Here is a 15,525-nt window from a genome sequence, read left to right on the forward strand (position 1 = left end):
ATTACCGCGCTCCAGCACGGGCTCGACGCGGCCGGGCGCTATCCGGTGGTAAGGATCGACCGGCCGGTTCTGGCCGATGGCAGCGTCAGCGACTTTCCCCTGGTCTGCAACCTGACCGCCAGCCGGGCGCTGGTGGCGGACATGCTGTCCCTGGCCGATCACCGCGAGGCGGCGATGGCGCTGGCCTCGGCGGCGCGCGGCGGGATCGAGCCAATCCGGGTGCCGCGAGCGCAGGCGGCGATTGCCCAGGTCGAGCTGACCGACAGGGCCGATATGACCCGGCTGCCGGCGACGACGCAGCACCGGCTCGATCCGGGGCCGTATCTGACCGCCGCCCATGCCACGACTTATGACCCGGAAAGCCGCATCGACAACACCGCGATCCAGCGCTGCTGGATCAAGGGCGCAAGGCGGATGAGCTGGTATCCCTATCCGGCGTCGCACAATGCCATCAATCTGCGGAAGTTCTGGGCGCGCGGCGAGCCCTGCCCGGTGGCGTTCTGGATCGGCCATCATCCCGCCGTGGTGATCGGCACCCAGGCCAAGCTGGCCTATCCGCGCACCCACTGGGATGCCGCCGGCGGGCTGGCGGCGGAGGCGATCGCGCTGACGCCGAGCCTGACGCTGGGGCCGGAGATCATGGTGCCGGCCGATGCCGAGATCGTCATCGAGGGCTGGGCGCATCCGGGGCAGCTGGAGGCGGACGGGCCGTTCGGCGAGTTCACTGGCTATTTGGGGCCGCAGGTGATGGCGCCGGTCGTCGAGGTGAGCGCGATCACTCATCGGCGGGGGGCAATCTACCATGATTATGGCTCGGGGCTGGCCGACATGCTGGTGCCCGACAATATGGCGATGGAGGGCAAGCTGTTCGGGCTGATCCGCCAGATCGCGCCGTCATTGCGCAATGTCCATGTGCCGAGCTCCGGCCGGCGGCTGCATGCCTGGTTGCAGCTGGAGGACCCGGGGCCGGGCGAGGCGCGCGACGCGCTGGCCGCGGCCATGGCCTATCGGCGGCTGAAGACGGTGGCGGCGTTCGACATGGACGTCGATGTGTTCGACGAGAGCCGGGTGATGTGGGGGCTGGCGACGCGGGTGCAGTGGGACCGCGACGTGCTGCGCGTCGACGGGCTGTCGACCTCGACGCTCGACCCGTCGCTGGCGGCCGGCGCGCGGACGGCGTCCAAGCTGGGGATCGATGCGACGCTGCCGGCGCGGGCCGGGGCGGGGCTGCCACGGCCGTGCCCGCCGGTGGCCGAGAGCCCGGCCGAGGCGGTGGCGGCGGCGGCGGCGATCCTGCAGGGGCGGGCGATGGAGGCCTGGCCATGCCAGTGAAGCCGCTGCCGGCGCCGTCCGAAGGCGTGACCGAAAAGCTGGGCAACAGCATCTGGGTGTCCTGCCCGTCGTGCGGGACGGCATTTCCGGTGTCCCCGTCCATCCATGGCCAGCGCAGGGTGCCGATGCACTGCCCGGCCTGTCATCATGAATTTTTTGCCGACTGATTTTTGAGGAGAATGATCATGGCCAAGCGTAGCGAGCAGGAATTCTACAGCGCCCTTGAAGCGGCGCGGAAGCCGATGGGATCGGGCAAGCATCCGTTCAGCCTGACCTGGTCCGAAGGCGGGCTGAGCCGAGCCCAGCTCGGTGCCTGGGCGATGCAGCATTATTATTATATTTCGGCGATCCCGCAGCAGTTTGCGGCGCTTTATGCGCGGATGCCCGATGCCGCGGGGCGGTTGCTGCTGATGGAAAACCTCGTCGGCGAGGAAATGCCGGAGACGCCGGAGAAGTCCCATCCCAATCTGCTGCTGAAGTTTGCCGAGGCGTGCGGGCTGGACCGGCAGGCGGTGATCGACGCCGAGATGAACGGCGAGGTGCTGGGCGGCACGCGGGCGATGCGGGCCTGGATCTGGGAGCTGGCGACGATCCGGCCGATGCACGAAGCCTGCGCCGGCATCATGGTGGCGCTGGAGGGGCAGCTGCCGACGCTGTACCCGGGCTATATCACCGCGATGGAGCGGATGGGCTTCAGCGAGGATGAGCTCGAATTCTTCCATGTCCATGTCGAGAATGATGTCGAGCATGCGCGGATCGGGCTGGAGCTCTGCTACAAATATGCCGACACCGAGGCGGCGCAGAACATGGCGATCGAGGCGGTGCGGGGATCGGCCAGCTTGCGCTATTCGATGCTGTCGCAGGTGCATGAGGCGCTGAGCCTGTCGAAGGCGGCGTGAGGGTGACGCCGCTGCTCGACGCCAGCGGCCGGGTGCTGCTGTTGACGGGGGCGGCGGGGGGCATCGGCGCGCCGGTGGCGGCGATGTACCGGGAGGCAGGGGGCACGGTGGCGGGACTCGACCTTGTTGCCGGCCCCGGCGTGCGGGCGTGTGACGTGACGTCCGAGGCGGCGGTGGGCGAGGCGGTGGCCGAGGTGCTGGCGCTGCATGGGCGGATCGACGATGTCGTGCATTGCGCCGGGATCGTCGGGGCGGGTCCGCTGGCGGAGATGGCGCTGGCCGACTGGCAGCGGGTGATGGACGCCAACCTGACCTCGGCGTTTCTGCTGGCGCGGGCCTGTGCGGGGCCGCTGGCGGCGAGCCGGGGGCGGCTGGTGTGGCTGTCCTCGACCAATGGCCGCAATGGCGGCAGCGCGCTGTCCGGGGCGGCCTATGCCTGCGCCAAGGCCGGGTTGATCAATTTGACGCGCTACCTGGCCAGGGAATGGGCGGCGGCGGGCGTGCGGGTGAACTGCGTGGCGCCGGGGCCGGTCGACACGCCGATGCTCGACCGGCTGGGGCCGGAGGGGCGGCCGGCGCTGGCCCGGGCGATGCTGACGGGCGAGCTGGCGACGGCGGGGGACGTGGCGCGGGCGGTGGGGTTTCTGCTGTCGGAGAATGCGCGGGCGATGACCGGGGTGGTGCTCAATCCGTCGGGGGGGATGGTGCTGGATTGAGCGATGGGGCCGTCAGGCGGCGGCGCGCGACGGGTCGCCTGAGGGTGGGCGCATCGGTGTTGCCAGGCAGGCCTGCAGCGCCTGCGCGGCCGTCAGGGGCCTGGAAAGATAGAATCCCTGGAGCTTTTCGACGCCCAGGGAACACAACAGGTCATGCTGGGCAGCGCTCTCTACCATTTCGGCGGTTACCGGGGTGCCGATCGCGCGGCACAGCTGCAGCACACCTTCCAGCAGTTCGAGCGCAGACCGGCTTTCCGTCGCCAGGGCGATGAGGCTGCCATCGAGCTTGATGCCGTCGAACTGGAGCTCGCGCAGATAGCCGATCGAGGCATAGCCAGCGCCGAAATCGTCGAGCTGGATGCGGATGTTGCCGGCTTGCAGCAGCGACAGGGCCGACCGCGCGGTGGCGAAATCGCTGAGCAGCGCGGTTTCGGTGACTTCGATCCACAATCGGCCGGGATCGAACGCGCGCTCTCGGACCATCTCCAGGATGCAGTTGGGCAGTAAAGGGGAGTTCAGGTCGGCGCCGCTCAGATTGAACGACAGGGCAATCGATGGGGGCCAATGCGCTGCGGCCTCGAGGGCGATGGCCAGCAGCTGGATGGTGATCGGCTGTGACATGCCCGATTGCTCGGCCAGCGGAATGAATTCGGCGGGCGAGATGACCCCGAGCGTCGGATGGGTCCAGCGGGCCAGCGCCTCGAAGGCGACGATCTCGTGGGTCCCTGGATCGAAGATCGGCTGATAGAACAGCTCGATCAGCTTGCTCTCGTCGGGTATGGCCAGGGCCTGCTCGATCATCACGCGGCGCCGGTTACGCGCCTCCATCAGCGGCTCGAACAGGGCGATGGCGCCGCTGTGGGCGCGTTTTGCTTCGTACATCGCGAGGTCGGCACGATTGATCAGCGCCATCGTCGTCGCCGTGTCCGCCACGTCGATCGCCATGCCGGTCGAGGCCCGGAGCCGGAATGTCTTGCCGTGGACGACGAAAGGCCGGTCGAATACCCCGCCGAGCAACGCCATGCGCTGCCGGGCGTCTTCGAGCCGGTCGGCATTGCGGAGAAGGACGGCGAATTCATCGCCGCCGAGCCGGGCGATCATTGCGTCGCCGATGTCCAGCTGCTGGAAGCGTTTGGCCGTTTCGACCAGCAGCGCGTCCCCGGTCTGATGGCCATAGCTGTCGTTGATCAGCTTGAAGCCGTCGAGATCGAGGATGCCGACGGCGCGGATCAGGCCGGGTCGCGCCGACGAGGCAATTTCAAGCTCATCGAGAAAGGCCCGGCGATTGGCCAGGCCGGTCAATGAGTCGCTGTAGGCCAGTTCGCTGACCCGCAACTGTTCGGCGGCGATGAAGCTGCGTGATTCGACGAGGCGGCGAAGCTGCTGGTGTTGGCGGTGGATAAGACCGACGATCAGGGGGGCGATCAGCAGGATGTTCGCCCCCATGCTGGCGAGCATCGTATCGCCGCTCGTAAGCAGCGAGATCGATACCGGAATGGTGCCGATGACGATGACGATATAGGCGGCAAGCGGCAGGCTCGACAGGCAGGCGGCGCAGGATATCGTGCACAGCACCGCGAAAAGCGCGACATAGGCCCCTGCTTCATTGGCGTTGTGCAGAATATAATGGCTCCAGATGGCGAGGCCGATCGACAGGGGGGCGGCGACGATCAACGTCTGCGTCATCGATGTGCGCATTTGGCGGATCGTCGATTCAGCCCTGACGCCGGGCTGCCAGATCAAGCTGACAAGACGTATGCCGATCAGGGATCCGATGATGGCGGCAGGTGCCAAGGCGACGCGGCCTGCTTCCGGCGCGCTCACCGCCGCGAGGAACAACATGTTGATAAAGACCGCGATATACATTGTTGGTACTTGCGGCCGCAAATTGTAAAATTGCTCTGCCAGCAAACTGTCACTTGATTGCCAATGCAACAGATCTTCGGATAAATATTTGCGAAACATGTCGCGATTCCACTATTTACGCACCGAACATCATGATTTTGATTCGACCATAATCCCCTTATTGATTAAATGTTCAAATGTATACAGTGACAAATACGACCATGGCATACTAGATGTACGGCAATCGTGATGCTCGGGCTTTTGCGTTAATCATTGCGATCAGATCGGATTTTTTGATCCGGCAGTCGGCATCCCCGATCCATGATCTTTTGCAGTCTCAGGGGTCCGCTACGCCGCCACATGGGCGCGCAGATCCGTGCCGGCATAATGGCAGGCGGTCTGGTGGGTATCGGGGCCGGTGAGGGGCGGGATGATGCGGATGCAGTTGGGTTTGGCAATCGGGCAGCGGTGCGGAAGACGCAGCCGGATGGCGGGGCGAAGGGCGAGGGCAGGTCGGTGCCGAGGATGATCGGGGTGCGCGCGGCCTCGGCGACGGGATCGGGGATCGGCGCGGCGGAGAGCAGCGCCTGGGTGTAGGGGTGGCGGGGATCGGCGAACAGCGTGGCGGGAATGCGGGTGAACTGCGCGGCGCCGGGGCCGGTAGACGCGCCGATGCTCGACCGGCTGGGGCCACAGCCTTAATTGGCGTAATTGTCCGGGGCTGGGCTGTTCGATTTAAGGTCCATGACCATGCCGGCACGATAGCCGAGAATGCCGGGGATAGGGGCAAGGCGGTTGATGTTGAAAGCCAGCGGGCTGACGAACTTGCCGATGGCGCGGTAGTCGGCGGGCTGCACGGGCTGGGCTGCGAGCGGGGCGGGCAGGGGTCGGTGATCAGGTCTGACGGCGGCGGCCCACAGCGCGATATGGCCGTTGACACTCGCGCCGAGCCCGGTTTCGCCGGCGAGCTCGGGAATGTCGGACGGCTGGGCGGCGGGGACGGCGATGATTTCCCCGAGGTCGGTAATGCGCCCGGCCGGCGCCGCAAAACCGACGGTGCCGAGGCAGAGGCAGGTGTGGAGCGCGTTCGCAAAGCCGATCCCGTAGAACAGGTAATCGCCGGGCGTGACTTCGAGCAGATAGGTGCGGGCGGATTCGGTCTTTTCATAAGGCTTGCCGATCGGCACATTGGCGAGGTTCGACCGCTCCTCGTCGACGAATTCGAAGCTGGCGAGGCTCGGCACCGGGGGGATGGCCTGGTTGAACGACTTGCCAGCCGCAAGCGCCGCCTGCTGGCGGGCGATCATGGCATTGCGACGCTCGACAAGCCTGGGCTCGGCGGCAGTGAACGCGGTGCGGCGGGCGTGATCATAGGCGGCGAGTTCGGCATCGTCCGGAATGCGCATCAGGGTCGGCGCCGGGCTGCGCGGGCGGGTCCGGAGCAGGAGATAGGCGCGGTCGGCGCGCAGGCTGAGCGGCTGGGTGGCGAGGATGGGGACCAGAGGCTCGGTCCGCGTGGCAGCGTATGACGGTGCGGGGGCAAGCAGGGCGAGGAGCAGAGTGATCGTCTTGCGGTTCATTTGATCGGCACCTTTCCGCCGAAGTCCGGGCCGGCGGCGATTTTTGCCATGACCGCGACCGACTGGTCGGCGGGGAGCGCGGTGATATTCTCCCAGATTTCCTCGGCGATGCCGTAGCGGATATAACCGCGCGGCTCCAGGCAGCGGCGCATCTTCGACTGCCGGTCGCGGCGAATCAGCGTGCCTTCGATGGCGCCAAGCATCAGATCCCCGACCAGGCCATAAGGGTTGACGATCGTGATGGTTCTGGTTGCCGTGCTGCGCTGCCAGGGCACGAAGCGGGGCAGCATGACATTGGCCCATATGGCGGGGCGCAGATGGCGGGCGCAATCGGTCATGTCGTCATGGGCCTTGGCAAAGCTGATGCCGGCTTTGCGGAAGACGAAATATTTCCAGCCGTTGGCGACGACATCGGGCGCGGCCGAGCCGGAGAGATCGGGCACGGCGATGCCTGCCGGGTCCGGCAAGGCTGGCTGCGACCGGCTGGGCGTGCTGAACAACAGCGCGGCGAGAATTGCTGAACGATGCATCGGGCCCCCCCTGTGCCCATCAATAACAGGCGCCGGGGCCAGTGCAATATCGGCTATTGCGCGGCAGCGAGGGCGCGAAGGTCGGTGCCGGCATAATGGCAGGCGGTCTGGTGGGTGTCGGGGCCGGTGAGCGGCGGGATGATGCGGATGCAGTTGGGCTTGGCGATCGGGCAGCGGGTTCGGAAGACGCAGCCGGATGGCGGGGCGAGGGGCGAGGGCAGGTCGGTGCCGAGGATGATCGGGGTGCGCGCGGCTTCGGCGGCGGGATCGGGGATCGGGGCGGCGGAGAGCAGCGCCTGGGTATAGGGATGGCGCGGATCGGCGAACAAGGTCGCGGCCGGCGCCGTCTCCATGGTGCGGCCGAGGTACATGACCATAACGTTTGTGGCGATCTGGCGGACGATGGCGAGATCATGGCTGATGAACAGCAGGGCGACGCCGGTGTCTCGGCTCAGTTGCTTGAGCAGGTTGATGACCTGGGCCTTGATCGAGACATCGAGCGCCGACACGGCTTCGTCGCAGATCAGCAGCTCGGGGCCGCTGATCATGGCGCGGGCGATGGCGATGCGCTGGGCCTGGCCGCCGGAAAATTCCGACGGGAACCGGTTGGCCATGTCGGCGCGCAGCCCGACGCGGACCAGCCATTGCTCGGCGCGCGCCCGGCGTTCGGCGGCGGGCAGCTCGGGGGCGAAGATCTCCAGCGGCTCGGCGATGATGTCCCCGACCGTCATCCGCGGGTTGAGGCTGGCCAGCGGGTTCTGGAAGATGATCTGGACGGCGGCGCGGAACTTGCGGCGGTCGGGGTCAGACAGGGTGGCGATGTCCTGGCCGCGCCAGAGCACCCGGCCTTCGCTGGCGGGCACGAATCCGAGCGCGGCGCGGGCGAGGGTGGATTTTCCGCAGCCGGATTCGCCGACGATGCCGATCCGGTCCCCGGCGCGGACGCTGAGGCTGACGCCGCGCACGGCCTGGAGCGGCTGCGGCTTGCGGAACAGGCCGCCGCCGACCGGGAAGGTGACGGAGACGGTTTCGAGCGAGAGCAGGGCGGCCGAGAGAGGGGAAGCGGTCATGCGGGTTCGGCCGCGTGGCAGGCGACGGCGCGCGCGGGTGATTGCCGGAGGGCGGGTGGGGTGTCGGCGCAGACAGGGCCGGCCTGGGGGCAGCGCGGGCTGAAGGCGCATCCGGCCGGCAGCGCGCCGAGATCGGGCGGCTGGCCGGCGATGACCGGCAGCTCGTCCAGCGGATCGGTGTCCGGGCGCGGCATGCAGGCGAGCAGGCCGCGCGTGTACGGGTGCTTCGGGTCCGAGAACAGCGCCTGGGCTGGGGCGCGCTCGACGAGGCGACCGGCGTACATCACCGCGACCTCGTCGCACAGGCCGGCGACGACGCCGAGATCATGGGTGATCAGGATGATGGCGGTATCGGTGTGCTGCTTGAGCTTGGCGAAGGCGCGCAGGATGCTGGCCTGGACGGTGACATCGAGTGCCGTCGTCGGCTCGTCGGCGATGAGCAGCGCGGGTTTGCAGAGCAGCGCCATGGCGATCATCACCCGCTGACGCATGCCGCCGGACAGCTCGTGCGGATATTGCTTCAGCCGGCGCTCGGGCTCGCTGATCTGGACGATTTCCAGCAGCTGGGCGGCCTCGGCCCAGGCGGCGCGGCGCGACAGGCCGCTGTGGACCTGGAGGACTTCGGCCAATTGGTCGCCGATCCGCATGTGCGGGGTGAGGCCGGTGATCGAATCCTGGAAGATCAGCGCCAGCGCCGAGCCGCGCAACTGATCGAGCCGGGAACGTGGCATGCCGACCATCTGTTCACCGTTGAACAGCGCCGAGCCGCTGACCATGCCGTTCGACGGCAGCAGGCCGAGCAGGCCGAGCATGGTCTGGCTCTTGCCCGAGCCGGACTCGCCGACGATGCCGAGGCAGCGGCCGGGCTCGAGGCTGAAGCTGACGCTGTCCACGGCGCGGACGATCCCGCGCGGGGTGCGGAAGCTGACCGAGAGGTTCTCGATTTCGAGCAAGGGCATCAGTGTTGCCTTCTTATCTTTGCCGGGGGTCGAGAGCGTCGCGCAGCCCGTCGCCGACATAGTTGAAGGACAGCATGGTGATCGCCAGCAGCGTTGCCGGAAAGCCGAGCGCCCAGGGCGCGCTGTCGAGCTGGCTGGCGCCCTGGTTGATCAGCAGGCCCCAGCTGGTCAGCGGCTCCTGCACGCCCAGCCCGAGAAAGGACAGCGAGCTTTCGACGATGATGTTGATGGGGATCAGCAGCGTGGCATAGACGATGACCGGGCCGATGGCGTTGGGGATGACATAGCGGCTGATGATCCGCGCGGTGGGCAGGTCGATGGCGCGGGCGGCCTCGATATATTCGCGGTTCTTGATCGAGATGGTCTGGCCGCGGACGATCCGGGCCATGGTCAGCCATTCGACGGCGCCGATGGCGGCGAAGATCAGGAAGATGTTGTTGCCGAGGATGGTGACCAGCACGATGATCAGGAACAGCAACGGCAGCGCATAGAGGATATCGACGACGCGCATCATCACCAGGTCGGTGGTGCCGCCGGCATAGCCGGCGGTGGCGCCGTAGACGACGCCGATGGTCAGCGCGATGACGGTGGCGATGAGGCCGATGGCGAGGCTGATGCGGGCGCCGAAGAAGACGCGGACGAACAGATCCCGGCCGTTGGCATCGGTGCCGAACCAGTGGAAATCGGCGAGGCTCGGCGGCTGGCCGATGGCGGTCAGCGAGCCCTCATCGAGGCTGTGCGGCCAGACCATCGGCACGAGGATGGCGAGCAGCGCGATCAGCGTCAGCGCGATGAGTCCGCCGACGGCGGCGCGGTTGGCGAGGAAGCGGCGGCGGGCCTGCGCCCAGACCGACATCGATACGGATGGCGACACGGTTGCGGTCATTTCACCCTCGCGCGCGGATCGAGCCAGCCATAGGCGATGTCGACGATCAGGTTGATGAGGATCAGCGCCGTGGCATAGAGGATGACCACGCCGAGGACGAGGCCATAGTCCCGCGCCACGGCGCCCTGGACGAAGAAGCGGCCGATGCCGGGCAGGGCGAACAGCTGCTCGACGATGACCGAGCCGGTGAGCACGGCGGCGATGGCCGGGCCGAGATAGCTCATCACCGGCAGGAAGGCCGATTGCAGCGCGTGGCGGCGGATGACCCGGCCCTCCGGCATGCCCTTGGCGCGGGCGGTGCGGATATAGTCGGCGGACAGGGTTTCGAGCATGGCGCCGCGCATGATGCGGGCGATGGCGGCGACCTGCGGCAGCGCCAGCGCGATTACCGGCAGGATCCAGTTGCGGAATTCGCCGTCTCCCCAGCCGGCGACGGGGAGCAGCTGGAGATAGATGCCGAACACCAAGGTGAGCGCGGGGGCGACGACGAAATTGGGCAGTGCGATGCCGATCGAGGCGAAGCCCATGACGCCGGCATCGAGCAGGCTGTTCTGGTTGCGCGCCGCGGTGATGCCGGCGACGATGCCGAGGAAGGCGGCGAGCGCGATGGCGGTGAAGCCGAGCTTGAGGGTGACCGGCAGGCCATCGGCGATCAGCTCGCCGACGCTGCGATCGGGATAGGTGGTGGAGGGGCCGAGCTCGCCCTGGAACAGGCCGGTGAGATAGCGCAGATACTGGGTGCCGATTGGTTGGTCGAGCCCATAGATGGCTTCCAGATTGGCCTTCACGAAGGGATCGAGATCGACCTCGGCATCGAAGGGGCCGCCGGGCGCCAGCCGCATCAGGAAGAAGGAGGCGGTGATGATCAGGAAGATGGTGGGCAGCGCCACCGCCAGCCGCCGGAGGATGAGACCGCCCATGTCAGTGGCCCCCTCCGATGTCGGGCTCGGCGAGCGCGAGGTCAGTGTCGGCTTCGGCGCGTAGCCGGCGGCCGACCCAGAGCAGCAGCAGGAAGGCCGGGACCATCATCGCGGCGCCGGCGGCGAAGGGCGCGTTCGGCCCGATGAAGGCGAACATCGAGCCGGCGACCGCCTGGCCGCCGAAGCGGGCGAGCGAGCTCGACCCCTGATAGACCCCCATCACCATGCCACGTTCATGCGGCTGGGCACCGGCCGAGATCAAGGTCTGCATGTTGGTCTGGAACAGCGCGGTGGCGATGGCGGCGACGACGGTGGCCATGCCGACATGCAGCCAGCTGGTGGCGAAGATCAGGCTGCCGAAGGCGACGACATAGAGCGACAGCGCGGTCTGAACGAGGCCGAACGAGCCGAAGCGCCGGGCCAGCGGCCCCATGGCGAAGAACTGGAACAGCGAGATGGTGCCGCCGGAGACGCCGAGCAGCAGGCCGATCTGGCGCGGGCTGAGGCCGATCTCGTCATGCGCCCAGATGGCGAAGATCGCCTCGCGGGCGGCGACGAAGGTGATGACCATGATGCAGATGGCGACCAGCCCGGCCAGCACCGGCCGCGCCAGCACGTTGGAGAAGCCCTTGAGCAGGCTGCGCCGGGGGGCACCGGGGTCGGCGGCGCCGGGGTGGTGACTCTCGGGCAGGAACAGCAGGATGCCGATGAACGAGACGAGCGACAGGCCGCCGGCGGCGAGCGCCGGGCGCAGCAGGTTGGCATCGTCGACCGACGTGCCGCCGGCGAGCAGGCCGCCGAGCGCCGGGCCGACGACGAAGCCGAGGCCGAAGGCGGCGGAGATGCGGCCCATCGCCTTGGCGCGGTCGGCGGGCGGGGTGACGTCGGTGATATAGGCATAGGCGGTGACGAGGTTGGCCGAGGTGACGCCGCCGAGCACGCGGGCAAGCAGCAGCATCGGCCAGCTGTCGGCGATGCCGAGCATCGCATAGGAGACGGCGTGGCCGGCCATCGAAACGAGCAGCACCGGGCGGCGGCCGCGCGTGTCCGAGATATGGCCCCAGAGCGGCATCGCGGCGAATTGGCACAGCGAATAGGCGGCGATGACCAGCGTGATCATCGCGGGTGTCAGCCCGGTGCGCATCGCGTAAAAGGGGACCAGCGGTGCGAGAATGCCGAAGCCGATCAGGTCGACGAAGACCACAAGCCACAGCGTCCAGCGGGCGTGCAGGGAATCGGGCGCGGTGCGGGCCGGCATGTCAGGCGGCAGGGCTCATGATGCGTGTGGCCGGCACTGGAATTCCCCCCGATGAAACACGATTGATGGTGACAAGATAATGTCGTTATGACAACATAATGTTTAAGCGCGGAAGGGCGCGGGCTCAAGGGCTTTACGCCGGGGAATTCGGGGATGCGGCAATGATGCACGGGCGAACGGGGTTGCTGCTGCTGCTGGCCTGGGCGTCGGCGGCGACCGCGCAGCCGCCGCAGGTGCGGGATTGCCGGGACTGTGCGGCAATTGCGCTGATCCCGGCTGGCCGCTTCACCATGGGGGCTGACCGGGGTGAGCCGGGGCGGCCGGACGGGCCGGCGCATGCGGTGACGATCGAGCGGCCGTTCGGGATGGCGGTAACGGAGGTGACAAACCGGCAGTTCGCGCGCTTCGTCAAGGCGACCGGCGCCGCCGATGCGGCGGGGTGCGAGGTCTGGCCCAAGGACAGCGTGGCGTTCGACAAGGCGCGGTGGCAGGACCCGGGCTATGGCCGCGAGCCGAGGCCGGACGAGCCGGTGGCCTGCGTGTCCTGGAACGATGCCCGGGCCTATGCCGACTGGCTGGCGGGGGTGACTGGCAAGCCGTACCGGCTGCCGAGCGAGGCGGAATGGGAATATGCCGCGCGGGCCGGGACGACGACCGATTTCTACTGGGGTGATGACCCCGAGGCGGGGTGCGGCTTTGCCAATCTCTATGATGCGGCGGGGGCAGGGCGGTTCAGTTGGGCCTCGGTGAGGTGCAATGACGGCGCCGCGACGGTGGCGCCGGTGGGGCGGTACAAGGCCAACGCCTTCGGGCTGCACGACATGATTGGCAACGTCTGGGAATGGGTGCAGGACTGCCATGTCGTGCCCTATCCGGCCGATCATGGCGGGCAGGCGGCGGTGGAGGCCTCGCCCTGCGACCGGCGCGGGGTGCGCGGGGGGAGCTGGATGACGCGGCCGGACCGCAACCGGGTGACCTTTCGGGGGCGCGATCCGGCCGATGTGCGCTATTTCATGTTCGGCTTTCGGGTGGCGCGGGACCTGTCCGCCGATGAGGCGGCGCGGGCGGCGCGGTGAGACGGCGCAGCCTGCTCGGCGCCGGGCTGGCGCTTGCGGCGCTCCCCGTCCACGCGGCGGCTATCGAGAGCGCCGATGTGCTGGTGGCGGGGGGCGGGCTGGCAGGGCTTTATGCGGCGCGGCTGCTGGCGGCGGAAGGGCTGACGGTGATCGTGCTGGAGGCTGGCGCCGAGGTCGGTGGGCGGCTGAAGACGCTCGATCACCTGCCGGGGCGGCCCGAGGCGGGCGGGCAGACGATCGGGGCGATGTATGCGCGGGTGCGGCGCGAGATGGATGCGCTGGGGCTGCGGACCTTCCCGCGCGCCGGGCCGGTGCCGGGCGACGCGATCCTGGCCGGCGGGCAGGCGATGGCGGCGGCCGACTGGGCGGCGAGCCCGGCGAACCGGCTGGTCGGGGCGGCGCGCGGCATGTCCCCGGGGCGGCTCTATGCCCATTATCTCGACCGGGCCAATCCGGTGGCGGTGCTCGATGACTGGCGGGCGCCGGCGCATGCCGGGCTCGATGCGATCGGCGTGTCGGCGCTGCTGCGCCAGGGTGGGGCGGACGCCGAGGCGCTGCGGCTGATGCAGCACTGGTTCGACGGGCCCTCTCTCCCGGCGATGTCGGCGCAGTTCGCCTGCCGGAAGCGGCTGGCGGAAATCTTCGAGGCCGGGGAGAGCTGGCGGGTGAAGGGCGGGTCGCAGGCGCTGCCGCGCGCCATGGCGACAAGCCTCGGCGATGCGGTGCGGACAGGGGCGGTGGTGGCGGCGATCAGCCAGGACGGGCGCGGCGTCGAGATGCGGACGCGGGACGGGCGGCGCTACCGCGGGCGGTTCGGCATTTGCGCGCTGCCGTTTCCGGCGCTGGCGCGGGTGGCGCTCGACCCGGCACCGGCGCCGGCCTTTCTGCACGCCGTGCGCAGCCTGCCCTATTCGGCGATCCTGATGGTGACGCTGCGGGTGGTGCGGCCGTTCTGGGAGCAGGACGGGCTGCCGCCGGCGATGTATGTCGACGGGCCGGTGCAGCGGATCACCGCTGCCGGCGGGCAGGACGGCGGGCTGCCGACGCTGGCCTGTTGGCTGCGCGGCACGTCTGCGGCGCGTGGCGCTGCGATGGACGATGCTTCACTGTCCGCCTGGGTGATCGACGAACTGGCACAGGCGCGGCCGGCCAGTGCCGGCGCGCTGGCGGCCGGGGCGGTGACGCGCTGGGACGCGACCAGCATGTCCGGCGGGGCCTATCATTATCTGGCGCCGGGGCAGGGGACGACGCTGTTCGAGGCGATGCGCCAGCCCTGGGGGCGGGTGCGCTTTGCCGGCGAGCATCTCGCCGACCTGCAACAGGGCATGGAAGGCGCCTGCGAGGCCGGCGAACGTGCGGCCTTGCAACTGCTGGAACTGGTTTGAGGATGAGCATAAACTACCCAAAAGGAGCCGATCGATGAGCGCGCACAGCATGTTGGCCCGCAGCACCGCCGATGAAATGGCACGGCAGCGGTTTGTCCTGGCCCTGAAGCGGCATGTGATGGGCAGCCTGCGCCCCGGCGCCGGGCTGGCCTATCGCAAGCAGGGCGAGCCGGCCTATATCGCCGCACACGGCCGGCCGCCCGAGACCCGCGCCGAGGCCGAGGAGGCGCTCGACAACACGTCCCACTACCGCTTCACCAAGTCGATCAACCGCGCCAGCCAGGAGATGATGTGGCAGTCGGTCGGCGAGACCGTCTACCGCGAAAAGGACCGGATGGAGGCCGAGGCCGCGCGGCTGATCGCCGACCCCGCCAAGCGGGGCTCGCTGACCCTCGACCCGGCGTTCACCCCCGAAAAGATCTACGAGGACTGCTTCATCCACCTGCAGCCCGAAGGCTATTGCCCGCCCGATCCGGACGGCGACAGCATCATCGCCGGCGCCTTCTACGAAAGCGGCGGCCGGCTCTACTCGATGGGCCGCGGCATGGCCGGCAGCGACTCCAAGGCCGGTGCCCTGATCAAATGGCTGGCCGGCGAACGGCCCGGCTGGCAGCCCAGGCGCATGCTCGACATGGGCTGCTCGGCCGGCGGCGCCAGCGTCGAATATCCGGTCGCCTACCCCGACTGCGAAGTCCACGCCTGCGATATCGGCGCCTCGATGCTGCGCTACGCCCACTCCCGGGCCGAAGCCATCGGCGTGCCCGTGCACTTCCACCAGGCCGACGCCGGCAACACCGGCTTTCCCGATGGCCATTTCGACCTGATCGTCAGCCACAACCTCTTCCACGAAATCTCCGGCAAAACCCGGCGACGCGTGGCCGCCGAAAGCCTGCGACTGTTGGCACCCGGCGGCATCTGCATCCACCAGGACGTCGACCTGCTGTTCCGCGACAAGGCCCCCTGGGAAGAAGCCGAACGCGCCTATGACCTCAACTACAACAACGAACCCTTCTGGCTCGAATACGCCACCTGCGACTTCCGCGCCGAGCTCGTCGCCGCGGGCTTTCCG

General features: G+C 68.4%; 16 protein-coding genes. 7 read left to right on the plus strand and 9 right to left on the minus strand.

The window, feature by feature from the left end; translation table 11 throughout:
- The 4 genes from ACTIFJ_RS12400 to ACTIFJ_RS12415 form a co-directional block, all read left to right on the plus strand.
- On the plus strand, positions 1-1,332 hold a 1,332-nt coding region (locus tag ACTIFJ_RS12400; protein ID WP_439534423.1), incomplete at its 5' end, for a UbiD family decarboxylase domain-containing protein.
- Positions 1,323-1,499: an MJ0042-type zinc finger domain-containing protein gene (locus ACTIFJ_RS12405; RefSeq protein ID WP_439534424.1), complete on the plus strand. Its 177-nt coding sequence runs from the start codon at positions 1,323-1,325 to the stop codon at positions 1,497-1,499. The genes ACTIFJ_RS12400 and ACTIFJ_RS12405, both read left to right, overlap by 10 nt.
- Positions 1,500-1,517: 18 nt before the next feature.
- Positions 1,518-2,231: a TenA family transcriptional regulator gene (locus tag ACTIFJ_RS12410; protein ID WP_439534425.1), complete on the plus strand. Its 714-nt coding sequence runs from the start codon at positions 1,518-1,520 to the stop codon at positions 2,229-2,231.
- A 2-nt stretch (positions 2,232-2,233) separates the two neighbouring features.
- Positions 2,234-2,947, plus strand: a complete 714-nt coding sequence (locus ACTIFJ_RS12415) for an SDR family NAD(P)-dependent oxidoreductase (protein ID WP_439534426.1) — start codon at positions 2,234-2,236, stop codon at positions 2,945-2,947.
- A gap of 12 nt (positions 2,948-2,959) precedes the next feature.
- On the opposite strand, the gene ACTIFJ_RS12420 is transcribed toward ACTIFJ_RS12415, so the two are convergent.
- From ACTIFJ_RS12420 to ACTIFJ_RS12460, 9 genes are all read right to left on the minus strand, one after another.
- Positions 2,960-4,633: a putative bifunctional diguanylate cyclase/phosphodiesterase gene (locus tag ACTIFJ_RS12420; RefSeq protein ID WP_439534427.1), complete on the minus strand. Its 1,674-nt coding sequence runs from the start codon at positions 4,631-4,633 to the stop codon at positions 2,960-2,962.
- A 425-nt stretch (positions 4,634-5,058) separates the two neighbouring features.
- A complete protein-coding gene (locus tag ACTIFJ_RS12425; RefSeq protein WP_439534438.1) occupies positions 5,059-5,466 on the minus strand; it encodes an oligopeptide/dipeptide ABC transporter ATP-binding protein in 408 nt (135 codons plus the stop codon).
- A gap of 24 nt (positions 5,467-5,490) precedes the next feature.
- Positions 5,491-6,372: a hypothetical protein gene (locus tag ACTIFJ_RS12430; RefSeq protein WP_439534428.1), complete on the minus strand. Its 882-nt coding sequence runs from the start codon at positions 6,370-6,372 to the stop codon at positions 5,491-5,493.
- Entirely contained in the window at positions 6,369-6,902 is a 534-nt protein-coding gene (locus ACTIFJ_RS12435; protein WP_439534429.1) for a hypothetical protein, read from the minus strand. The genes ACTIFJ_RS12430 and ACTIFJ_RS12435 overlap by 4 nt, the downstream gene beginning before the upstream one ends.
- Before the next feature lie 53 nt (positions 6,903-6,955).
- A complete protein-coding gene (locus tag ACTIFJ_RS12440) occupies positions 6,956-7,972 on the minus strand; it encodes an ABC transporter ATP-binding protein (RefSeq protein ID WP_439534430.1) in 1,017 nt (338 codons plus the stop codon).
- Positions 7,969-8,931 (minus strand): ABC transporter ATP-binding protein, encoded by a 963-nt coding sequence (locus ACTIFJ_RS12445; RefSeq protein WP_439534431.1) that lies wholly within the window; start codon positions 8,929-8,931, stop codon positions 7,969-7,971. Before ACTIFJ_RS12445 ends, ACTIFJ_RS12440 begins: the two co-directional genes overlap by 4 nt.
- A gap of 13 nt (positions 8,932-8,944) precedes the next feature.
- Positions 8,945-9,817 carry an ABC transporter permease gene (locus ACTIFJ_RS12450; RefSeq protein ID WP_439534432.1) on the minus strand — a complete coding sequence of 291 codons (873 nt, stop codon included), beginning with the start codon at positions 9,815-9,817 and terminating at the stop codon, positions 8,945-8,947.
- Positions 9,814-10,737 (minus strand): ABC transporter permease, encoded by a 924-nt coding sequence (locus tag ACTIFJ_RS12455; RefSeq protein ID WP_439534433.1) that lies wholly within the window; start codon positions 10,735-10,737, stop codon positions 9,814-9,816. The genes ACTIFJ_RS12450 and ACTIFJ_RS12455 overlap by 4 nt, the downstream gene beginning before the upstream one ends.
- 1 nt (position 10,738) lies before the next feature.
- Positions 10,739-11,995 carry an MFS transporter gene (locus tag ACTIFJ_RS12460; protein WP_439534434.1) on the minus strand — a complete coding sequence of 419 codons (1,257 nt, stop codon included), beginning with the start codon at positions 11,993-11,995 and terminating at the stop codon, positions 10,739-10,741.
- Between the two features lie 161 nt (positions 11,996-12,156).
- Between ACTIFJ_RS12460 and ACTIFJ_RS12465 the strand changes: the two genes are divergently transcribed.
- The 3 genes from ACTIFJ_RS12465 to ACTIFJ_RS12475 all read left to right on the plus strand — a co-directional run.
- Positions 12,157-13,071, plus strand: coding sequence for a formylglycine-generating enzyme family protein (locus ACTIFJ_RS12465; RefSeq protein WP_439534435.1), 915 nt, complete (start codon positions 12,157-12,159; stop codon positions 13,069-13,071).
- Complete coding sequence (locus ACTIFJ_RS12470; RefSeq protein WP_439534436.1) at positions 13,068-14,456, plus strand: flavin monoamine oxidase family protein; 1,389 nt, start codon at positions 13,068-13,070, stop codon at positions 14,454-14,456. Before ACTIFJ_RS12465 ends, ACTIFJ_RS12470 begins: the two co-directional genes overlap by 4 nt.
- Before the next feature lie 34 nt (positions 14,457-14,490).
- A partial coding sequence (locus ACTIFJ_RS12475) for a class I SAM-dependent methyltransferase (RefSeq protein WP_439534437.1) occupies positions 14,491-15,525 on the plus strand: 1,035 nt, incomplete at its 3' end.

Source organism: Polymorphobacter sp., from assembly GCF_051860865.1.
Classification (GTDB): Bacteria; Pseudomonadota; Alphaproteobacteria; order Sphingomonadales; family Sphingomonadaceae; genus Sandarakinorhabdus.